At 71.2% G+C, this 21,133-nt stretch carries 20 protein-coding genes; 13 read left to right on the top strand and 7 right to left on the bottom strand.

Annotation, left to right across the window (positions count from 1 at the left end):
- Positions 1–39: 39 nt before the first annotated feature.
- Positions 40–1,890 carry an ABC transporter transmembrane domain-containing protein gene (locus ACZ561_RS00910; protein ID WP_470987936.1) on the top strand — a complete coding sequence of 617 codons (1,851 nt, stop codon included), beginning with the start codon at positions 40–42 and terminating at the stop codon, positions 1,888–1,890.
- A complete protein-coding gene (locus ACZ561_RS00905) occupies positions 1,887–3,668 on the top strand; it encodes an ABC transporter ATP-binding protein (RefSeq protein WP_470987933.1) in 1,782 nt (593 codons plus the stop codon). Before ACZ561_RS00910 ends, ACZ561_RS00905 begins: the two co-directional genes overlap by 4 nt.
- Before the next feature lie 417 nt (positions 3,669–4,085).
- Here the strand turns inward: ACZ561_RS00905 and ACZ561_RS00900 are convergent, their stop codons facing one another.
- Positions 4,086–4,793 carry an NAD(P)-dependent oxidoreductase gene (locus ACZ561_RS00900; RefSeq protein WP_470987931.1) on the bottom strand — a complete coding sequence of 236 codons (708 nt, stop codon included), beginning with the start codon at positions 4,791–4,793 and terminating at the stop codon, positions 4,086–4,088.
- Positions 4,794–4,910: 117 nt separating this feature from the next.
- Here ACZ561_RS00900 and ACZ561_RS00895 point away from each other — a divergent pair, with 117 nt between their 5' ends.
- On the top strand, positions 4,911–5,690 hold the full coding sequence (locus tag ACZ561_RS00895) for a TetR/AcrR family transcriptional regulator (protein WP_470987929.1): 780 nt from the start codon (positions 4,911–4,913) through the stop codon (positions 5,688–5,690).
- On the opposite strand, the gene ACZ561_RS00890 is transcribed toward ACZ561_RS00895, so the two are convergent.
- Positions 5,687–6,478 carry a metal-dependent hydrolase gene (locus ACZ561_RS00890; protein ID WP_470987927.1) on the bottom strand — a complete coding sequence of 264 codons (792 nt, stop codon included), beginning with the start codon at positions 6,476–6,478 and terminating at the stop codon, positions 5,687–5,689. The two genes, ACZ561_RS00895 and ACZ561_RS00890, sit on opposite strands and share 4 nt — an antisense overlap.
- A gap of 71 nt (positions 6,479–6,549) precedes the next feature.
- Here ACZ561_RS00890 and ACZ561_RS00885 point away from each other — a divergent pair, with 71 nt between their 5' ends.
- Entirely contained in the window at positions 6,550–9,123 is a 2,574-nt protein-coding gene (locus ACZ561_RS00885; RefSeq protein WP_470987925.1) for a DEAD/DEAH box helicase, read from the top strand.
- A gap of 10 nt (positions 9,124–9,133) precedes the next feature.
- The gene (locus ACZ561_RS00880; RefSeq protein WP_470987922.1) at positions 9,134–9,997 is read left to right on the top strand and encodes an acyl-CoA thioesterase; all 864 of its coding nucleotides are present in this window, start codon (positions 9,134–9,136) and stop codon (positions 9,995–9,997) included.
- Positions 9,998–10,032: 35 nt separating this feature from the next.
- On the opposite strand, the gene ACZ561_RS00875 is transcribed toward ACZ561_RS00880, so the two are convergent.
- Positions 10,033–10,245 (bottom strand): DUF6011 domain-containing protein, encoded by a 213-nt coding sequence (locus tag ACZ561_RS00875; protein WP_470987919.1) that lies wholly within the window; start codon positions 10,243–10,245, stop codon positions 10,033–10,035.
- A 38-nt stretch (positions 10,246–10,283) separates the two neighbouring features.
- Here ACZ561_RS00875 and ACZ561_RS00870 point away from each other — a divergent pair, with 38 nt between their 5' ends.
- On the top strand, positions 10,284–10,769 hold the full coding sequence (locus tag ACZ561_RS00870) for a glutathione peroxidase (protein ID WP_470987917.1): 486 nt from the start codon (positions 10,284–10,286) through the stop codon (positions 10,767–10,769).
- A 186-nt stretch (positions 10,770–10,955) separates the two neighbouring features.
- The gene (locus ACZ561_RS00865) at positions 10,956–11,744 is read left to right on the top strand and encodes a putative protein N(5)-glutamine methyltransferase (RefSeq protein WP_470987914.1); all 789 of its coding nucleotides are present in this window, start codon (positions 10,956–10,958) and stop codon (positions 11,742–11,744) included.
- Between the two features lie 74 nt (positions 11,745–11,818).
- Here the strand turns inward: ACZ561_RS00865 and ACZ561_RS00860 are convergent, their stop codons facing one another.
- Complete coding sequence (locus tag ACZ561_RS00860; RefSeq protein ID WP_470987912.1) at positions 11,819–13,186, bottom strand: cytochrome P450; 1,368 nt, start codon at positions 13,184–13,186, stop codon at positions 11,819–11,821.
- Between the two features lie 138 nt (positions 13,187–13,324).
- Between ACZ561_RS00860 and ACZ561_RS00855 the strand changes: the two genes are divergently transcribed.
- From ACZ561_RS00855 to ACZ561_RS00845, 3 genes are all read left to right on the top strand, one after another.
- Entirely contained in the window at positions 13,325–13,792 is a 468-nt protein-coding gene (locus ACZ561_RS00855; RefSeq protein ID WP_470987910.1) for a VOC family protein, read from the top strand.
- Positions 13,793–13,925: 133 nt separating this feature from the next.
- Entirely contained in the window at positions 13,926–14,384 is a 459-nt protein-coding gene (locus tag ACZ561_RS00850; protein ID WP_470987907.1) for a DUF6325 family protein, read from the top strand.
- Between the two features lie 49 nt (positions 14,385–14,433).
- Complete coding sequence (locus ACZ561_RS00845) at positions 14,434–14,721, top strand: SHOCT domain-containing protein (RefSeq protein ID WP_470987905.1); 288 nt, start codon at positions 14,434–14,436, stop codon at positions 14,719–14,721.
- 89 nt (positions 14,722–14,810) lie between these two features.
- Here ACZ561_RS00845 and ACZ561_RS00840 read toward each other — a convergent pair whose 3' ends face one another.
- Complete coding sequence (locus ACZ561_RS00840) at positions 14,811–16,040, bottom strand: acyl-CoA dehydrogenase family protein (protein ID WP_470987902.1); 1,230 nt, start codon at positions 16,038–16,040, stop codon at positions 14,811–14,813.
- A 153-nt stretch (positions 16,041–16,193) separates the two neighbouring features.
- Between ACZ561_RS00840 and ACZ561_RS00835 the strand changes: the two genes are divergently transcribed.
- A complete protein-coding gene (locus ACZ561_RS00835; protein WP_470987900.1) occupies positions 16,194–16,841 on the top strand; it encodes a TetR/AcrR family transcriptional regulator in 648 nt (215 codons plus the stop codon).
- A 96-nt stretch (positions 16,842–16,937) separates the two neighbouring features.
- Here the strand turns inward: ACZ561_RS00835 and ACZ561_RS00830 are convergent, their stop codons facing one another.
- Complete coding sequence (locus ACZ561_RS00830) at positions 16,938–18,116, bottom strand: serine hydrolase domain-containing protein (protein ID WP_470987897.1); 1,179 nt, start codon at positions 18,114–18,116, stop codon at positions 16,938–16,940.
- A gap of 256 nt (positions 18,117–18,372) precedes the next feature.
- On the opposite strand from ACZ561_RS00830, the gene ACZ561_RS00825 reads away from it, so the two are divergent.
- Positions 18,373–19,110, top strand: a complete 738-nt coding sequence (locus ACZ561_RS00825; RefSeq protein WP_470987894.1) for a GbsR/MarR family transcriptional regulator — start codon at positions 18,373–18,375, stop codon at positions 19,108–19,110.
- Between the two features lie 75 nt (positions 19,111–19,185).
- On the opposite strand, the gene def is transcribed toward ACZ561_RS00825, so the two are convergent.
- Entirely contained in the window at positions 19,186–19,746 is a 561-nt protein-coding gene (def, locus tag ACZ561_RS00820; RefSeq protein WP_470987892.1) for a peptide deformylase, read from the bottom strand.
- A 126-nt stretch (positions 19,747–19,872) separates the two neighbouring features.
- On the opposite strand from def, the gene ACZ561_RS00815 reads away from it, so the two are divergent.
- Complete coding sequence (locus tag ACZ561_RS00815) at positions 19,873–21,120, top strand: Mur ligase family protein (protein WP_376437812.1); 1,248 nt, start codon at positions 19,873–19,875, stop codon at positions 21,118–21,120.
- The last annotated feature ends 13 nt before the right edge of the window (positions 21,121–21,133 follow it).

The following is a 21,133-nucleotide window of genomic DNA, read 5'->3' as shown; positions in this document are numbered from 1 at the left end:
TGCGCCACTCGGCGAAGCCACGGAAAGCCCTGGGACGACATGAAGATTCGCGATCTACCGTATGCCGATCCAGGGATCCCCGATGTCCGCTCGGGCACCCGGTTCCTCTTCTGGCTCGGCCGCAACCAACTCGGCGGGCAGGTCAGCTCCCTCCTGTGGGGACTGCTGCTGCAACTCGGCATCGCCGGACTGTCCCTCGCCGTCGGCCTCGCCGTGCAGGCCGTCGTGGACCGCGACGGCGGGCGGCTCGCGCTCGCAGGCGGCCTGCTCGCCATGCTGGGCGCGGCCATCGCGGTCGGCGACATGATGCTCCACCGCACCGCCGTCACCAACTGGATCACCGCGGCCGCGCGCGTCCAGCAGCTGCTCTCCCGCAAGACCGCCGAGCTCGGGTCCGTCCTGACCCGGCGGGTCGCCGCGGGCGAGGTCGTGGCCGTCTCCACTGCCGACGTCGAGAAGATCGGCTGGTTCGTCGAGGCGCTGTCGCGCTTCGCCGCGGCCGCTCTCACGATGGTCCTGGTCTGCGTGGGCCTGGTGGTCTACCAGCCGACGCTCGGTGTCCTGGTCGCCGTCGGTGTGCCGGTCCTCGCCCTCGCGGTGCTGCCGCTGCTCCCCCGTGCGACACGTCGGGCCGACGTCCAGCGCGAGAAGGCGGGCAAGGCCACCGAGCTGGCCTCGGACACCGTGGCCGGGCTGCGGGTGCTGCGCGGCATCGGCGGCGAGGAGCTGTTCCTCGCCCGCTACCGCACGGCATCCCAGGAGGTCCGCCGCGCCGCCGTCCGCAGCGCCCGGATGTGGGCCCTGATCGCGGCCGTACAGGTCCTGCTCCCGGGTCTGCTCCTGGTGGGTGTGCTCGCGTACGGGGCGAGGCTCGCGCTCGACGGGCGGATCGCGGTCGGCGAACTGGTCACCGTCTACGGCGCGGTGGCGCTGATGCTGCATCCCCTTCGGCACGTGGAGGAGATCGCCATGGCGTACTCCTTCTCCCGGCCCTCCGCCAAGCGCGCGGCCCGGGTGCTGTCGCTGGCGCGGACCACCACCACGACGGCGGAGGTGCACCGCAGGGCGACGGGTGATCTGTACGACCCCGTCACCGGGCTGCTCGCCCCCGCCGGCCTCCTCACGGCGGTCGTCTGCGGCGACCCGGACGCGGCCGGACGACTGGCGGACCGGCTCGGGGGCCACCCCACGGAGGCGGGCGAGGGGCACACCTCGGTCCTGCTCGGCGGGGTGCCGCTCGACGAACTGGATCTGGACACCGCCCGTACCGCCGTGCTGGTCCAGGACAAGGACCCGGTCCTGCTCTCCGGCACGCTCCACGAGCTGCTCGACGTGCCCTCCTCCGGCGCGGTCCGGCCCGAGGAAGCCCTGGCCGCGGCGCGCTGCGGGGACGTCCTCGACGCGCTCGCGCAGGCGTCCGTGGACACCGACGGCGACCCGATGAGGACCCGGATCACCGAGCGCGGCCGGTCGCTCTCCGGCGGTCAGCGCCAGCGTCTGGCGCTGGCCCGGTCGCTGGTGACCGACCCGGAGGTGCTGGTCCTCGACGAGCCGACCTCGGCGGTCGACTCGCACACCGAGGCGCGCGTCGCCGCCGGGGTGAGGGGGCTGCGCGAGGGCCGTACGACGGTGGTCCTGGCCTCCTCGCCGCTGCTCCTCGACCGGGCGGACCGGGTTGCCCTCGTCCACGACGACGAGGTGGTGGCGGTCGGTACGCACCGCGAACTGCTGCGTACCGAGCCGCGTTACCGGGCCGTCGTGACCCGGGACACCGAAGACGAACAGGCCCTGGACGACAGGGCGAGGAAAGACCACGCGAGCGAAGCCCCGGCGAGGGAGGACGAGCTCGCGTCGAAGCTCGCATCGGAGCTGGAAGGAGAGTCGGCATGATCGGCCTGGCGCCACCGGCGTACGACCCGGCGGCCCCCACGTCGGCGACGACCCTGCCCGTGGGCACGGCCGCGACCGTGCGCACCTATGTACGCGATCTGCTCAGCCGCCATCGTGGGGCGTTCGCGCTTCTCATCGCCGTCAACGCGGTCGCGGTGACCGCCTCGATGGTGGGCCCGTACCTGCTCGGCTCGCTCGTCGAACGGCTCTCGGAGGGGGCGCGGGACCTCCATCTGGAGCGCACCGTCGCCCTGTTCGCGCTCGCCCTCGTCGTCCAGACGCTCTTCGTACGGATGGTGCGGCTGCGCGGCGCGATGCTGGGCGAGGAGATGCTGGCGGACCTGCGCGAGGACTTCCTCGTGCGGTCGGTCGGGCTGCCGCCGGGGGTCCTTGAACGGGCCGGGACCGGCGACCTGCTGTCCCGTATCACCACGGACATCGACCGGCTCGCCAACGCGATGCGCGAGGCCGTGCCGCAGCTCGCCATCGGCGTGGTCTGGGCCGGTCTGCTGATCGGCGGGCTCGCCGTGACCGCACCGCCGCTCGCGCTCTCCCTGCTGGTCGCAGCGCCGCTGCTGATCGTGGGGTGCCGGTGGTACTTCAAGCGGGCGCCGTCGGCGTACCGCTCGGAGGCCGCCAGGTACGCGGCGGTCGCGGGGGCGCTCGCGGAGACCGTCGACGCGGGCCGGACGGTCGAGGCGCACCGCCTCGGTTCACGCCGGGTCGCCCTCTCCGACCGGCGGATCGCCGAGTGGACCGCGTGGGAGAGGTACACGCTCTTCCTGCGATCGGTCCTCTTCCCGGTCGTGAACCTCACGCACACGCTCGTTCTCGCGGGTGTCCTGATGCTCGGCGGCGTGTTCGTCCTGCGCGGCTGGATCGACGTCGGGCAGCTGACCACGGGCGCGCTGCTCGCCCAGATGCTGGTCGAGCCGGTCGGGATCATCCTGCGCTGGTACGACGAGCTGCAGGTCGCCCAGGTGTCACTGGCCCGGCTCGTCGGCGTCCGGGACATCGAGCCGGACGCGGGGGACGGGGCCCTGCGCCCCGAGGGACGGGACGTTCGGGCGGACGAGGTGCGCTTCGGCTACCGCGAGGGCGTCGACGTGCTCCACCAGGTGTCGATGGACGTCGCCCCGGGCACCCGGCTCGCGCTGGTCGGCCCGTCCGGCGCGGGCAAGTCGACGCTCGGCCGGCTGCTCGCGGGCATCTACGCCCCGCGGACCGGATCGGTCACGCTCGGCTCGGCCGAGCTGGCGAAGATGCCGCCCGAGCGGGTCCGGGAGCATGTGGCCCTGGTCAACCAGGAGCACCACGTCTTCGTCGGCTCGCTCCGCGACAACCTGCTGCTCGCCCGCACGGGCGCCGAGGACGGCGAGCTGTGGGCGGCGCTCGGCGCGGTCGACGCGGACGGCTGGGCACGGGCGCTCGACGAGGGCCTGGACACCGAGGTCGGCTCGGGCGGGCTCGCGCTCACCCCGGCGCAGGCCCAGCAGATCGCCCTGGCCCGGCTGGTGCTCGCCGACCCGCACACGCTGGTCCTGGACGAGGCGACCTCGCTCCTCGACCCGCGGGCGGCGCGCCATCTGGAACGCTCGCTGGCCCGGGTCCTCGACGGCCGCACGGTCGTCGCCATCGCCCACCGACTGCACACCGCGCACGACGCGGATGTGATCGCGGTGGTCGAGGGGGGCCGCATCAGCGAACTGGGCAGCCACGAAGAACTGGTGGCGGCGGACGGCGCGTACGCGGCCCTCTGGCGCTCCTGGCACGGCTGACCCGGCGGGCGCGCCGGGCCGGCCATGTCGACGCGGACCGCGGGCAGGGGCGGGCCGGCCGGACAGGCCGGCAAGGGCGGGTGAGCGCGTGCGAGCCGGCACGGACCGCCGGCGCCGCCGAACCGGCACGGCGCGCGTCGATCGGACCGTCGGGGCGTGCCGGCCGGCGGGATCCCGCACGGGAAGACCGGCACATCGCTGAGCGCGTGCCGGCCGGCACAGGAGTGTCAGGGCGTGCGAGCCGGCACGGACCGTCGGGCCTCACGAGCCGACAACGACCGTCGGCGCCCGCGAACCGGCCCGGCAGGCACCGGTCGGACCGTCGGCTCGGGCGGGCCGGCCGGCGGGATCGGCACGGGCGGGCCGGAGCCGGCGAACCGGCCGACATGCGTCGGGCCGACCGGCTCGTCGCCGCCCTCAGTACCCGATCGTGAAGCGCCGCTGGACGAAGCGGGGCAGTTCCGCCTCATCGACCAGCGCCATGGCCGCGTCCTCCGCCGAGACGCGGCTACGGCCCTCGGCGTCCCGGATCGGCTGGTCGCCGCCGACGCGGAAACGGCCGGTGCGTTCGCCTGGTGCGATGTCCTCGGCGGGGCTGAAGTAGGTCCACCGACGGTTCGAGGTGCGCAGCACGTTGAGGGCGTCCCGGTGGCCGCGGACCGCCGCCGCGTAGGCGCGAGGCAGCCCGACGGCGTCCAGGGTCTCGTGCAGCCGCTCCTGCGCGTCGGCGAGCACCACACCGGGTTCGACCTCCAGACTGCCCGCGCCGCCGATCACGATCAGCCGGGTTCGGGGGTGACTCTCCAGCGCCTGCAGCAAGGCCCGCGCCGCGGTCGCGTAGACGGTGGCGTCGGCGATGGAACGCCGCACGGTGTCCGTGAGGTCCCGCGCCGCGTTTCCGGGCTGGAAGGCGCTGATCAGGACGTCGAGCCCGGGCAGGACGGCAGCGACGCCGTCGGGGTCGAGGATGTCGAGGCTCCCCCAGGTGATGTTCTCGCGGGTCTCGCCTGCCGCCGCCTCCGTGGCGTCGCGGCTGAAGGCCCTGATGTGATGCCCGCGCTCCAGGGCCTCCGCGACGACGCGGCTGCCGATGGTGCCGGTGGCTCCGATGACTCCGATGTGCATGACTCTCCCCTGTGATCACACCTGTGACATAACGCCGTGCGAAAACTATACGCCGTGAAGTTCACACCGTGCAGTTTCCATACGGCGCGAACATGAGTGACGCTGTAGAGTGCCCGCGTGACGGGAAGATCAGGGACAGGCACAGACGCGGGGACGGCACCGGCGGGCCGGGGGCGCCGTGAGCGGCTGCGGGCCGAGACCACGGCCGAGATCAAGCACACGGCCCTGCGGCTGATGGCCTCGGGCGGTCCGGACGCCATCACGCTGCGGGCCATCGCCCGCGAGATGGGCATGACGGCCAACGCGATCTACGGGTACTTCGCCACGCGCGACGACCTGGTCACCACGCTCATCGACGACGTGTACTCGGCGCTGGCCGACGCCGTGGACGCGGCCTGGACGCACGCGCCCGTCGAGGACCCGGCCACCCGGATCCTGGCCTGGGCCGACGCCTTCCGTACCTGGGCCCTGACCAACCCCGAGGGCTTCCGGCTCGTCTACGGCGACCCCGTGCCCGGCTACCGGGCCCCCGAGGGCGGCCCCGCCCCGGACGCGGCCCGCCGGGTGTGCACCGGCCTCGCCGGGCTCGCCGCGGCAGCCTGGCCGTTCACCGAACCCCTCTACCGTGACAGCGCGTTCACCTGGTCGGACTTCGACGCCGGACTCCTCGACAAGGTGCGCCCGGCCTTCCCCGAACTGCCGCCGGCCGGCGTCGCGCTGGCCCTGCGCGTCTGGGGGCATCTGCACGGCCTGGTGGCACTGGAGGTGTACGGGCATCTCGGTCGCCAGACGGCGAGCCCGGACAAGCTCTTCCAGGAGGAGCTGGCCCGGCTCGTGACGACGCTGGGCGTCCCCCGGACCGACCGAAGCGGGCCCCCGGGGTCCCGTACCCGCTAGAAGAAGCCGAGCGCCGAGGCTCCGCCCACCCCGCCGAGCAGCATGAACGCCGGCATCAGGACCTTCAGCTCGACCCAGCTGCCCGCGCGGAAGCGCATCCCCTTCGGCGGCCCGACCGGGTACCACCGCTTGCGCCCCACCGGGATGGGCCACAGGATCGGGCAGCCGGAGACCGTCAGCGCGTCGCCGATGTCGTGGACGAGGGCGCCGAGGACGATCGGCAGGCCCAGCCACAGGTACTCCTGCCCCGGGCCGGTGAAGAGCCAGTCCGCGCCGTTGCCGGGCTGGTCGAGAACGCCCGCGAGGATCCAGGCGCTGGTGGCGCCGAGCAGCCAGACGAGGACGTCGCTGGACATCCGGGCGGCCCGCCACAGCAGACCCTCCACCGCGAGTACGAGGTGGACGAAGAGGATCGCCAGGACCGCCCAGCGGCCGCCGGTGATGGCCAGTGCCGAGGCTCCGGTGCCGATGAGGACGGCCCAGAGCCAGGTGTGGGTGAGGGTGCGGTGCCCGCCCGACCGCCGGGGGTCGGCGGTGGAGCGCGTGGCCTTGTAGACCGCGTACGAGAGCTTGTCGACGATCTCGCACAGCCCCTTCGATATCGGACCGAAAGCGCGCGAGATGGTCGCGGACTTGTGGTCCAGGTCGGGGGCGAGGGCCGCGCCCGCGCAGATGAGCGCCCCGACGACGACCACCGGCCAGGGCATCGGGTGCCCGGCGGCTGCGGCCGCCGCTCCGACGCCCAGCCAGGCCGCCGCTCCGGACAGCGAGTGCGCCGGTCCCATCATGCTCGTCCCCGCCCCATTCCTCCCGCGCCGGCGCTCAGTTGACGACCGGTCGACAAGGCAGCGTATCGTCCGTGATCTTCGTGCAGGTGGCCGGTTCCCTCATCCGGTCGGAATCCAGGCAAGATGGGGGCGTGACCCTTATCGATCAGCTCCCGCCGAACGCCGACCCCGACGCCCTCTTCGAGGCTTTCTCCTCATGGGCGGAGGGCCGCGGCATCACGCTCTACCCGGCCCAGGAAGAGGCGCTGATCGAGGTCGTCTCGGGTGCGAACGTGATCTTGTCCACCCCGACCGGCTCGGGAAAGTCGCTGGTCGCGGCGGGTGCGCACTTCACGGCGCTCGCGAATGACCAGGTGACGTTCTACACCGCGCCGATCAAGGCACTGGTGTCGGAGAAGTTCTTCGACCTGTGCAAGCTCTTCGGCACCGAGAACGTCGGCATGCTGACCGGCGACGCGTCGGTGAACGCCGATGCTCCCATCATCTGCTGTACGGCCGAGGTGCTGGCGTCCATCGCGCTGCGGGACGGCAAGTACGCCGACATCGGCCAGGTCGTGATGGACGAGTTCCACTTCTACGCGGAGCAGGACCGCGGCTGGGCCTGGCAGATCCCGATCCTGGAACTCCCCCAGGCGCAGTTCGTGCTCATGTCGGCCACTCTCGGCGACGTGTCGATGTTCGAGAAGGACCTGACCCGGCGCACGGGCAAGCCGACCTCGGTGGTCCGCTCGGCGACGCGCCCGGTGCCGCTCTCGTACGAGTACCGGCTCACGCCGATCACGGACACCCTGACCGAGCTCCTGGAGACCAAGCAGGCCCCGGTCTACATCGTCCACTTCACGCAGGCGCAGGCCGTCGAGCGGGCGCAGTCGCTGATGAGCATCAACATGTGCTCGCGCGAGGAGAAGGACAAGATCGCCGAGCTGATCGGCAACTTCCGCTTCACCACCAAGTTCGGCCAGAACCTCTCGCGTTACGTCCGCCACGGCATCGGTGTGCACCACGCGGGGATGCTGCCGAAGTACCGGCGCCTGGTGGAGAAGCTGGCACAGGCGGGTCTGCTGAAGGTCATCTGCGGCACGGACACGCTGGGCGTGGGTGTCAACGTCCCCATCCGTACGGTGCTGTTCACGGCGCTGACGAAGTACGACGGCAACCGGGTGCGCACGCTGCGGGCGCGGGAGTTCCACCAGATCGCCGGCCGGGCCGGCCGGGCGGGCTTCGACACCGCCGGTTTCGTGGTCGCGCAGGCACCCGAGCACGTCATCGAGAACGAGAAGGCGCTCGCCAAGGCCGGCGACGACCCGAAGAAGCGCCGCAAGGTGGTGCGCAAGAAGGCGCCGGAGGGCTTCGTCGCCTGGAGCGACACCACCTTCGAGAAGCTGATCGGCTCCGAGCCGGAGCCGCTGACCTCGCGCTTCAAGGTCACCAACATCATGCTGCTGTCGGTGATCGCCCGGCCGGGCAACGCGTTCGAGGCGATGCGCAAGCTCCTGGAGGACAACCACGAGCCGCGCAAGGCGCAGCTGCGGCACATCCGCCGGGCCATCGCGATCTACCGCTCGCTCCTCGACGGCGGGGTGGTGGAGCAGCTGGACAAGCCGGACGCAGAGGGCCGCACGATCCGGCTGACCGTGGACCTCCAGCAGGACTTCGCGCTCAACCAGCCGCTGTCGACGTTCGCGCTCGCCGCGTTCGACCTGCTGGACCCGGAGTCCCCGTCGTACGCCCTGGACATGGTGTCGGTCGTCGAGTCGACCCTCGACGACCCGCGCCAGATCCTCGCCGCCATGCAGAACAAGGCGCGCGGCGAGGCGGTCGGGCGGATGAAGGCGGACGGCGTCGAGTACGAGGAGCGCATGGAACGGCTCCAGGAGATCTCGTACCCGAAGCCGCTGGAGGAGCTGCTCTGGCACGCGTACGACGTGTACCGGAAGTCGCACCCGTGGGTGGGGGACCACCCGGTCTCGCCGAAGTCCGTCATCCGTGACATGTACGAACGGGCGCTGACCTTCACGGAGTTCACCTCCTGGTACGAGCTGGCGCGGACCGAGGGCATCGTGCTGCGCTATCTCGCGAGCGCGTACAAGGCGCTGGACCACACGATCCCGGACGACCTGAAGACCGAGGATCTGGAGGACCTGATCGCCTGGCTGGGCGAGATGGTGCGCCAGGTGGACTCCTCCCTGCTCGACGAGTGGGAGCAGCTGGCGAACCCGGAGGTCGAGACGGCCGAGGAGGCGCAGGAGAAGGCCGATCAGGTCAAGCCGGTCACGGCGAACGCCCGCGCCTTCCGGGTCCTGGTGCGCAACGCGATGTTCCGCCGGGTGGAGCTGGCGGCCCTGGACAACGTGGACGCGCTGGGCGAGATGGACGCCGAGTCCGGCTGGGACGCGGACGCCTGGGGCGAGGCGATGGACGCGTACTGGGACGAGTACGAGGACCTGGGGACGGGTCCGGACGCGCGCGGCCCGAAGCTGCTGTCGATCGAGGAGGACGCGGCGCACGGCCTGTGGCGCGTCCGGCAGACCTTCGCCGACCCGAACGGCGACCATGACTGGGGCATCAGCGCGGAGGTGGATCTCGCGGCCTCCGACGAAGAGGGCCGTGCGATCGTCCGTGTGACGTCCGTGGGACAGCTCTAAGGAGAAGACGGTGACCAACCCCGCCGAGAGCCTCGTCGACCTGCTCGATCTGGAGCGGATCGAGGTCAACATCTTCCGTGGCCAGAGCCCGCAGGAGTCGCTGCAGCGGGTCTTCGGCGGGCAGGTCGCCGGCCAGGCCCTGGTCGCGGCCGGGCGCACGACGGAGGGCGACCGGCCGGTGCACTCGCTGCACTCCTACTTCCTGCGGCCCGGCAGGCCGGGCGTGCCGATCGTGTACCAGGTGGAGCGGGTGCGGGACGGGCGTTCGTTCACGACCCGTCGGGTCACGGCGGTCCAGCAGGGGCGGACGATCTTCAACCTGACGGCCTCCTTCCACCTGCCGGAGGAGGCCGGCTTCGAGCACCAGCTGCCGCCGCGGCACATGACCGACCCGGAGACCCTGCCGAAGCTCGCGGACGAGATCCGCGACCATCTGGGCGTACTGCCGGAGGCCCTGGAGCGGATGGCCCGCCGCCAGCCCTTCGACATCCGCTACGTGGACCGGTTGCGCTGGACGAAGGACGAGGTCACGGGCGCCGACCCGCGCAGCGCGGTGTGGATGCGCGCGGTGGGCCCGCTCGGCGACGACCCGCTGGTGCACACCTGCGCGCTGACGTACGCCTCGGACATGACGCTGCTCGACGCGGTGCGGATCCCGGTGGAGCCGCTGTGGGGCCCGCGGGGCTTCGACATGGCCTCGCTGGACCACGCGATGTGGTTCCACCGGCCCTTCCGCGCGGACGAGTGGTTCCTGTACGACCAGGAGTCCCCCATCGCCACGGGCGGCCGCGGCCTGGCCCGCGGCCGCATCTACGACCGCGAGGGCCGGCTCCTGGTGTCGGTGGTGCAGGAGGGACTGTTCCGGAAGCTGTAGCCCTTCGTGGCGTCCCCCGAGCACGACGGCGCGCGCTACGTGCCGGGAAGGGTGTCCTGGTCGACCTCGTGGCGACGGGTACGGATGTCCGGGCCCGTCGGGTGGAGCTTGGCGTCGCAGGAGGGCCCGAGGCCGGTACGGCGGGATTCCGCACCGGTCAGGGGCCGCCCGCACAGCCGGCACCGTACGATCCGCCGCGTACCCCCGGGGGCGGAATCGATGGCGATTGCCAGTGGTTCTTCACTCATGTTGTGATCGCAGCCTGATTCTCGACGAGGAGTTCTTCATGAGTGTGTACGACATCCCCCTGCGCACGTTGTCCGGTGACCCGATCTCGCTGGCCGACTACCGCGACCAGGCCGTCCTGGTCGTCAATGTGGCCTCCAAGTGCGGTCTGACGCCGCAGTACGCGGGGCTGGAGCGGCTGCAGAAGGAGTACGGGGAGAAGGGCTTCACCGTCCTCGGTGTGCCCTGCAACCAGTTCCTGGGGCAGGAGCCCGGCAGCGCCGAGGAGATCCAGACCTTCTGCTCCACGTCGTACGGCGTGACGTTCCCGCTCCTGGAGAAGACGGATGTGAACGGCGAGGCCCGTCACCCGCTCTACGCGGAGCTGACGCAGGTCGCCGACGCCGAGGGCGAGTCCGGGGACGTCCAGTGGAACTTCGAGAAGTTCCTGATCGGCAAGGACGGGCAGATCACCCGCTTCCGTCCGCGTACCGAGCCCGAGGCCCCCGAGGTCCTCGCGGCGATCGAGACGCAGCTGTCCGCCTGAGCAGGCGACCCTGTCGGGTGATCCACACGGTGTCGATCATGTAATGTGTGCGGCTCCAGTTCAGTGGACGACCGAGGAGGTGGGACCCATCAACGCCATGCAGGCAGGGTGCTCCCCCTCGACGACCGTGTGGTCAGCCCGACAGAGGTGACCACGGGAGCCCCTTCGGTTTCCCGGAAGGTTTCCATGTCGATCGACCCGTCCCACTCTCTTCGTTCCACCACCGTCTCCCGGCTCCGCGCCGCGGGCTGCGTCTTCGCCGAGGACGAGGCGGAGCTGCTCTTCTCCACCGCGCACAGCACCGTCGAACTCGACACGATGGTCGAGCTTCGCGCCACCGGTCTGCCCATCGAGCACGTCGTGGGCTGGGCGGCCTTCTCCGGACTGCGCATCTCCGTCGATCCCGGGGTGTTCGTACCTCGGCGGCGGACCGAGTTCCTCGTCGAGCACGCCGTGGGCCTGGCCCGGCCGGGGGCGCTGTGTGTCGATCTGTGCTGCGGCTCGGGGGCGGCGGGGGCCGTGCTGCTCTCGGCCGTGGAGGGCGCCGAGGTGTACGCCTCGGACGTCGAGCCCGCCGCCGTGCGCTGCGCACGTCGCAACATCGAGCCGCGCGGCGGCCGGGTCTTCGAGGGTGATCTGTTCGCCCCGCTGCCGCAGGAGCTGCGCGGTCGGGTCGAGGTGCTCGTCGCCAATGTGCCGTACGTACCGACGGACGAGGTGGGCCTGCTGCCGCCCGAGGCGCGCGAGCACGAACCGCTGGTCGCGCTCGACGGCGGCTCGGACGGCCTCGACGTGCTGCGCAGGGTGGCGGCCGAAGCCGCCGACTGGCTGGCGCCGGGCGGGCATCTGCTGGTCGAGACGAGCGAGCGCCAGGCCGCGGACGCCGTCGAGGCGGTCTCCGGGCACGGCCTGACGCCGCGGTTGGTCACGTCGGACGAGCTGTACGCGACGGTCGTCGTCTCGACGCGTCACTGATCCAGGGCGCCGGTCCGACGCGTCACTGACCCGTGGCGCCGGTCCGACCTCACGGTTCGGGCCGGCGCCTTCGCCTAGGCGGTTCGGGGCCGGACCCGGCAGCGGGCCGAGCCCGCCGCCTGGAGGGTGATCCCGGCGTTGACCGGCACCTCGGTGTCGATCGCCTCGATCTCGAACGCCTGAAGGAGCATCGCCAGCGCGATCACCGACTCCAGCATGGAGAAGTGCTGGCCGATGCAGGCGCGCGGACCGCCTCCGAAGGGGAACCATGCGTAGCGCGGGCGGCTCGCCTCGGCCTCGGGCGTGAAGCGCTCGGGGTCGAAGCGCTCCGGGTCCTCCCAGTACGCGGGGTGCCGGTGGGTGACCCAGGGGGCGACGATCACGTCGGCGCCGGCGGGGATGGTGTGGCCGCCGATCTCGGTGGCCTCGACCGCCCGCCGGCCGATGACCGCTGCGGCCGGGAAGATCCGCATGGCCTCCTTGAGCACCTGGGTGAGATAGGGCAGCCCGTCGAGGTCGGCGGCGCCGGGCACCCGGCCTGCCAGGACGCGGTCGACCTCCTCGTGGGCCCTCTTCTGCTGATCCGGGTGGAGGGCGAGCAGGTGGAGGGCGAAGCCGAGGGAGGTGGCGGTCGTCTCGTGTCCCGCGAGCAGGAACACGAGGACCTGCTCGCGCAGTTCGGAGGCGTCGAAGGTGCCGTCCTCGGCGCTCTCGGCCTCGGCGAGGAGGGACAGCAGGTCCTGGCCTCCGTCCTCGGCCTCACCGGCCGCCCGGCGCTCGGCGATGATCCGGTCGCAGACGGCGTACAGCTCCTCATGGGCGGCGCGGGCGCGGCGGTTGCCGGGGGTGGGCCAGTCACGCGGGATGTTCAGCGGTGAGAAGCCGCGGCGCAGCACGTAGTCGCCCATCACCGGGAAGGCACGCTCCACGGTGTCGACGGCCTCCTCGACGTCCGTACCGAAGAGGATGCGGGCGACGGCGCGCAGGGCGAAGCCGGCCATCTCGTCGAGGACGTCGACGGTGGAGTCCTCGGCGGTCCGCCAGGCCTCGGTGACACGGGCGACCTCGGCGGCGACGGCCTCGGCGTAGCTGTCGACGCGGCGGCGGGTGAAGAGCGGCTGGACGAGCCGGCGCTGGCGCAGGTAGTCCTCGTCCTGGCTGGTCAGCAGACCGTTGCCGAAGGACTCGCGGACCTCCTGGTAGAAGGCGTTGTCCTTGCGGAAGTTGGAGGATTCGGTGGCCAGGACCTGCTGGGCCCCCTCGGCGGAGAAGACTCCGTAGACGATGGCGCGGACACCGGGCGGGCCCGCGGTGATCCGGACGACGTCCCCGTGAGCGCGCTGGGCGTTCAGGAAGGTGCCGAGCGAGTCGTTCTTGAGGTCGAACATCGAGCCGAGCAGCGGTAGCCCCGCCGGGCCCGGAATCTCGTTGGTGGTTGCCATGTGTGCGTTGCCCCCTTGATCGTCACCGGCTTGCCGATTCTCCACGACTGCCCGACCCACCGGTAGCCGTACGGTCGAACACCCGGCCGGATCCGGCCTGTTGGCCCGATTGTCCGTGCCGCCTGGGAGGCTCGTTCCATGGAACCCGTGGAGATGACCCTGCAGCTCACCATCGACTGTGCCGACCCCCAGAGGCTCGTCCGTTTCTGGGCGGAGGCCCTGCGTTACGTACCGCAGCCGCCGCCGGAGGGCCATGAGACCTGGCGGGCGTACTGGGCGTCGATCGGGGTGCCGGAGGAGGAGCTGTCCGAGGGGGCGGGGGAGCTTCCCGAGTCCATCGTGGACCCGAAGGGGGCCGGGCCGCGGGTCTGGTTCCAGCAGGTTCCGGAGCCGAAGGCGGGCAAGAACAGGCTGCATCTGGATCTGAAGGTCGGCGGGGGCCGGGAGGTGCCGCTCGCGCTGCGGCGCGACCGCGTGGACGGGGAGGTCGCGCGGCTGACGGCTCTGGGCGCGTCGATCCTGCGCACGATGGACGAGCCGAACGGGATGGACTATTACGCGGTGGTGCTCCAGGACCCGGAGGGCAACGAGTTCTGCGTGGTGTGACGGCGCCGCCCCACGACATGCGGAGGCCCCCGGGCGGTGCTGGAATGGCTGGGAGGCCGCCTGTCGCCGAGGCGGGGGCCGCCCGCAACCGGGCCCGGTCGAGGCGGGAATCCCGAGCGCTTGAGGAGTGGCCATGAGCGACGACCTGTCGGAACTCGAGGACATGGGACCCGTCGACTACCTGATCCTGGAGTTTCCCGGCAACCGGATGACGGGCGAGGGCTTCCCCCTCCTCGTCGACCTGGTGGAGCGGGGCATCATCCGCATCCTCGACCTGCAGTTCATCCGCAAGGACGAGGACGGTTCGGTCGCCGCCGTGGAGCTGCGAGACTTCGGGGGCGAGGTCGACCTCACCGTGTTCGAGGGCGCCTCGTCCGGCCTGCTGGACCAGAGCGACGTCGACGACGCCGGTTCCGCGCTGGAGCCGGGCAACTCCGCCGGGGTCATCGTGTACGAGAACCTGTGGGCCGCCCCCTTCGCACGAGCCATGCGGCGCAGCGGCGCGCAGATCGTGGCGAACGGACGGATTCCCGTCCAGGCGCTGCTGGCCTCGCTGGATGCGACCGAGTCCGGCGGAGGGGCGGCGGCCTGACCTCCCGATCACATACGGCCCCCGAGCACTCCCTGGGAGATGACTGACCATGCCCGGACTTCTTCGCGGCGTCGCCCGCACCGCCGTCGTCGCCGGCACCGCCACCGCGGTGTCCAACCGAGTGTCACGGCGGCAGGCGGGCCGATGGGCCCAGCAGGACTACGGACAGCAACAGCAGCAGTATCAGCAGCAGCCACCCGCACCGGCTCCGGCACCCCCCGGCGACGACATGAGCACCAAGATCGAGCAGCTCAAGCAGCTGGGGGACCTGAAGGCCCAGGGTGTGCTGACCGAGGAGGAGTTCGAGGCCCAGAAGCGCAACCTCCTCGCGACATGACCCGGTCCTGACCCGACCACCACACCCGGAATCGACACGTCGGCCCGCGCCCCCACCAGGGGCACGGGCCGGCACGTGCGGGCCGCTGCCTAACGGATCGGCATCCCGGAGAGCGTGCGGGCGATGACCAGGCGCTGGACCTCGCTCGTACCTTCGAAAATGGTGTAGATCGCCGCGTCACGGTGCATCCGCTCCACCGGGTACTCCCGGGTGAAGCCGTTGCCGCCGAGGATCTGGATGGCCTGGCCGGTGACCTTCTTGGCGACCTCGCTGGCGTACAGCTTGGACATCGAGCCCTCGGCCGAGGTGAACGGCTTGCCCGCGGTCGCCATCCAGGAGGCGCGCCAGACGAGCAGCCGGGCGGCGTCGATCTGGGTGCGCATGTCGGCGAGCTGGAAGGCGATGCCCTGGTTGTCGATGATCGGGCGGCCGAACTGCTCACGGGTCTTGGCGTAGTCGAGGGCGACCTCGTAGGCGGCGCGGGCGGTGCCGACCGCCATGGCGCCGACGGCGGGTCGGGAGGCCTCGAAGGTGGCCATGGCGGCGTTCTTCACACGCTCGCCGCCGCCCGCCTTCGCCTTCTCGCGGGCCCGGGCGAGACGCTCGTCGAGCTTCTCCTTGCCGCCGAGGAGGCAGTGGCCGGGGATGCGGACGTTCTCGAGGACGACCTCGGCGGTGTGCGAGGCGCGGATGCCGTGCTTCTGGAACTTCTGCCCCTGGGAGAGGCCGGGGGTGTTCGGCGGCACGATGAAGGACGCGTGCCCCTTGGAGCCGATCTCGGGGTCGACGACCGCGACGACGACATGGACGTTGGCGATGCCGCCGTTGGTCGCCCAGGTCTTGGTGCCGTTGAGGACCCACTCGTCCTTCGCCTCGTCGTAGACGGCGCGGGTGCGCATCGAGGCGACGTCGGAGCCGGCGTCGGGCTCGGAGGAGCAGAAGGCGGCGACCTTCACGTCGTCGACGTCGCCGTACATCTGCGGGATCCAGGTGCCGATCTGCTCCTCGGTGCCGTTGGCGAGGACACCGACGGCGGCGAGGCCGGTACCGACGATGGAGAGGGCGATGCCCGCGTCGCCCCAGAAGAGCTCCTCCATCGCCATCGGAATGCCGAGGCCCGTCGGGTCGAAGAACTGCTGGGCATAGAAATCGAGAGAGTAGATGCCGATTTTGGCGGCTTCCTGGATGATCGGCCAGGGAGTCTCCTCACGCTCGTCCCACTCGGCGGCGGCGGGGCGCATCACGTCCTCGGCGAAGCCGTGCAACCAGTCACGGACCTGCTTCTGGTCGTCGTTGAGTTCGAGCGTGAACTCGGCCATGTTCCCTCCCAGCACTGCGTTACTTGCGGTAACAGCAGTCTGTTACTCGCTGGTAGGCGCTGTCAACCTGCGGTGGACCGGGCGGCACCGGGTGCCGGTCGGGTGTTACGTTGCGACAGCCTCACGGAATACGCACGGGCGGGGAGACACGCTATGGAGATCACACACCGGACCACCGACCAGCAGTCGTCGGCCGATCAGCGGCGCCGCGAACTGTTGGAGGCGGCGGACCGGGTGGTGCTCCGGGACGGCCCCAAGGCCTCGATGAACGCCATCGCGGCGGAGGCGGGCATCACCAAGCCGATCCTCTACCGGCACTTCGGCGACAAGGGCGGGCTGTACCGGGCCCTCGCGACCCGACACACCGACGCGCTGCTCTCCGCGCTGCGGGCGGCGCTCGACGCACCGGCCGACCGGCGCCGGCGGGTCGAGGCCACGCTCGACACGTATCTCGCCTCGATCGAGGCGATGCCGCAGGTCTACCGTTTCCTGATGCACCCCGCGGAGGAGACGCACCAGACCGAACAGGGCTTCGACGTGGGCCGCCACTCGGCGCCGGTGCTGCGGCGGATGGGCGAGGAGCTCGGCCAGGTCATCTCCGAGCGCATCGACCTCGGCCCGGCCGGCGAGGCGCAGGCGCGGATCTGGGGTCACGGCATCGTGGGCATGATGCACGCGGCGGGCGACTGGTGGCTCGGCGAGCGCCCGTGCTCGCGAAGCGAGCTGGTCCGAGCCCTCGCGGACCTGCTGTGGGGCCGCCTGGCGGAAGCGGCCGACCGCGTCGGGGCGCCGGGGTTCTGACCCGGCTCGGCCGACGAGCAGCCACTCCCCGCTACGACCGGCCCTTGCCCTTGCCGTTGCCGTTGCCGTTGCCGTTGCCGTTGCCGTTGCCGTTGCCTAACGGGACTCGGTCGGGCAGAACTCGGCGGCGAGCAGGTCGTTGAAGACGCCCAGTCCGCTCCAGTCGCCGTTGACCTGGCTGGTGAGCAGATGCCTGCCGTCCCGGGACCCCATGGCGTACGTCCACGAGCCGTAGGTCGCGCCCCCGTTGCCCCAGAGCGTGGCGCCGCACGGGAGAGTCTGCGCGAACACACCCAGGCCGTAGCGGGTATCGGGGATCCACGGGACCGGGCCCTTGGTCTCGACGGTCGTGAACATCTCCCGCTGCTGCTCGGCGGGCAGCAGGCGTCCACCGAGCAGCGCGCCGAAGAAGCGCTGCATGTCGCCGGTGCTCGAGACGATGCCACCGGCGGCCCAGGAGAAGGACTGGTTCATCTCCGTCGCGTCGTGGACCGTGGGCTTCGCGTCGGAGGAGAAGAGAGTGGAGTAGTGGAGGGGGTGCGCCCGGCGGATCTCCGGCTCGGTGCCCGGCAGGTAGGTCCGGTTCAGCTTCAGCGGGCGGAGGACCAGCCGGTCGAGTTCCTCGCCGAACGTCCTGCCGGTCGCCTTCTCTACGATCATGGCGGCCAGGAAGTAGTTGGTGTTGGAGTAGAGGAAGGCATCCCCCGGCGCGAAGAGCGGCGGCGTGGCCAGGCCTGTCCTGACCAGCTGCTCAGGGGTGTAGGTGTCATAGCGGTGCCGGAACCACTCCGCGCCGACACCCTTCTTGAAGAACTCGGGGTCGTTGCCGTAGTTGAAGATGCCGCTGGTGTGGTTGAGCAACTGCCGGACGGTGATCTTGCGGCCGTCGTAGCCGTTGCCCGCCACCAGGCCCGGCAGCCACTGCTCCACCGTGTCGTCGAGACTCAGCCTGCCTTCCGCCTCCAGCCGCAGCACGACCGCTGCGGTGAACGCCTTGGTGCTGCTCCCGATCCGGAACTGCTCCGACTGCCTGCGCTTCTGCCCGGTCCTGGTGTCGGACGCGCCTGCCGAGCCGAACCACCTTCCACGGCGGTCGCTGACTTCGGCGACGATGCCCGGAGCGCCGCTCTTGGCCACCGCGTCGTCGAGCGTCCGCTGCACCGCGGCGCGGTCCGAGGGAGACGGAGCGGCCGCCGCGGGGGCGGCCAGGGCGCCACCGGCGAGCGCCATCGCGGTGAGGAGCAGCCCGGCCTTGGCGGAGAAGGAGGTCGTCATGTCGTACGCCCTTTCAGGGGTTCGGCGTTCGGGCGGCTCGGACTGTGCCGCTGATTCACTGATGAGTAAAAGCTAAATTGCCTTCACCAATTCGTCAATCCTAAAATCTCCGTGAATCCCATCATTGCAGGTCAGCAAGCTATCTTCTTGCAATGACATTGAAGGTGAAGGTAAATCCAGCATGACGCTCTTGCAATGAACTGTCTCTGAACGCAATACTGGCCCCACCGGAGGACGCAACAGGGAGGCAGGAACGATGCCCGGAGGCAGACTGACCCGGCAGGAGCGGCGGGAGATCGCCGGAGGACTGGCGGAAGGACTCACCTACACCGAGATCGCCGGCCGCGTGGACCGCCCCATCTCCACCATCACCCGGGAGGTGGCTCGTAACGGCGGCCCCCACGCCTACCGGGCCGACGCGGCGCATCAGGCGACCCAAGGGCGCGCTCGCCGCCGCCAACCGACCCCGGCCCCGACCGCCTCCCCGTCGAGCGCCCCCACCGACCCGCACGGACGCGACCCCGAGGCCGTCCACGAGATGGAGGAACAGTTCACCGCGATGATGGTCGGCACGGGTCTGGCACGGATGACGGCCCGCGTACTGACCTGCCTGTACGTCACCGACGGTGGCAGCCTGACCGCCATCGAGCTCGCCCAGCGCCTCCAGGTCAGCCCCGCCTCCATCTCCAAGGCCGTCGGCGAACTCGAACAACAGGAACTCATCCGGCGCGAACGCGACCCCCGTCGGCGGCGCGACCGGTACGTCATCGATGCCGACGCCTGGTTCCGCGGCTGGATGGCCAGCGCCCGCCAGAACACCATGCTGGCCGACTTCGCCCGTCAAGGCGCCCGGATCCTCGGCGAGAAGACACCCGCCGGCACCCGCATGCAAGACATCGGTGACTTCTTCGAGCACGTCGGCCGGGCCATGGTCCAGGCGGCCGACGAATGGCAGCGGGCCCGCAGCGGCGACCAGGCCGAGCCCGCTCGGTGACCACCGGGCAGCGCTTCCGGTCGTCGAGCGGTTCCCCGGCACCCCCACCCCGAGGTGCGCGGGGAGACAAGGCGGTCAGTGACGCAGCGCGTCCGCTCCCGTCCCCCACGGCTCCTTGCGGATCGCGCGCAGCAGCCGTGACCTGCGCCACCCCGTCACATGGTCCGCGTAGACGCCGCCCTCCAGGTGGTCCGTCTCGTGCTGGAGGCAGCGGGCGAAGAAGCCCGTGCCCTCGACGCGGGCCGGAGTGCCGTCCATCAGGACGCCCTCGACGACCGCGCGGTCGAAGCGGGGGGTCGGGGCCTCCAGACCCGGCAGGGACAGACAGCCCTCGGGGCCCCGGAACACGTCCCCGTCCGCCTCCACCAGGCGTGGGTTCACCAGGTGCCCGAGATGGCGCACGTCCTCGTCGTCCGGGCAGTCGTACACGAAGACGCGCAGCCCCACTCCCACCTGGTTCGCCGCGAGACCGACGCCGTTCGCCGCGTACATCGTGGCGAACATGTCCTCGATCAGCCGGGCGAGCTCCGGGCCGAAGTCGCTGACGGGTTCGCAGGGGGTGTGCAGCGCCGGGTCGCCGAGCAGGGTCATGCCTCGGACGCGGCCGGAACTGCCGGGGATCGGCCGGTTTCGCATGGACGTAAGGGTACGGTCCGCGTTGACCTCGTCGTTTCGGCGAGGGTTCCAGGGGTGCCGCAGTTCGGGTCGCCTGGCTGATCTCGATAGGCTGAGCCCGGACCGACGCAAGGAGGAACAAGAAAGATGTCAGGACACCCCGGTAATCCAGAGCCGCTGTCGCCGCGTGCCAAGCTGGCCGTGACGGCGGGCAAGGCCGCGGCCGCGGTGTCGCGCGCAGCGGGACGCGGCAGCGGATCGGTCATCGGCGGCAAGGTGGCGCTGAGGCTCGACCCGGACCTGCTGGGTCGGCTCGCGCAGCATCTGGACGTCGTCCTGGTGTCCGCGACGAACGGCAAGACCACCACGACCCGGCTGATCGCCGAGGCGCTGCGGGCCAGCGGCCCCGTCGTCTCCAACGCGCTGGGCGCCAACATGCCCGCGGGCATCACGTCGGCGCTGGCCGGCGGCTCGGACGCCAAGTACGGCGTCATCGAGGTCGACGAGAAGTACCTCGCCGGAGTCGCCCGGGACACCACGCCCAAGGCGATCGCGCTCCTCAACCTCTCGCGCGACCAGCTCGACCGCGCCGCCGAGACCCGGATGCTCGCGGAGAAGTGGCGCGAGGGTCTGAGCGGCACGAAGGCCGTGGTCATCGCCAACGCCGACGACCCGCTGATCGTGTGGGCCGCCTCCTCCTCCCCCAATGTGGTGTGGGTCGCCGCCGGTCAGGAGTGGAAGGACGACGCCTGGTCGTGCCCCGCGTGCGGCGGTGTGATGCAGCGTCCGGGTGACGACTGGTTCTGCGGCGAGTGCGGTTTCCGCCGCCCGGCGCCGAGTTGGGCGCTCAACGGCGACCACGTCCTGGACCCGCACGGTTCGGCCTGGCCGATCCACCTCCAGCTGCCCGGCCGCGCCAACAAGGCCAACGCCGCGACCTCCGCCGCCGTCGCCGCCGTCTTCGGCGTGCCGCCGCAGGTCGCCCTGGAGCGCATGTACCAGGTGCAGGCCGTGGCCGGCCGCTACGACGTGGTCTCCTTCCAGAACCGTGACCTGCGGCTGCTGCTCGCGAAGAACCCGGCGGGGTGGCTCGAAACGTTTTCCCTCATCGACCAGCCGCCGACCCCGGTCATCCTCTCCGTCAACGCGCGCGGCGCCGACGGCACGGACACCTCCTGGCTCTGGGACGTCGACTACGGGCGGCTCGCCGGCCACCCGATCATGGTCATCGGCGACCGCAAGCTGGACCTGGCGGTCCGCCTGGAGGTCGCGGGTGTGGAGTTCCGCGTCTGCGAGACGCTCGACGAGGCGGTTCGGCTCGCCCCGCCGGGACAGATCGAGCTGATCGCCAACTACACCGCCTTCCAGGACGTCCGCCGCCGCGTCGGCAACTGACCCGTAGAGGACA

This window comes from Streptomyces sp. NPDC039609 (genome assembly GCF_055596705.1).
This window is presented reverse-complemented; position numbering and strand designations above follow the sequence as displayed.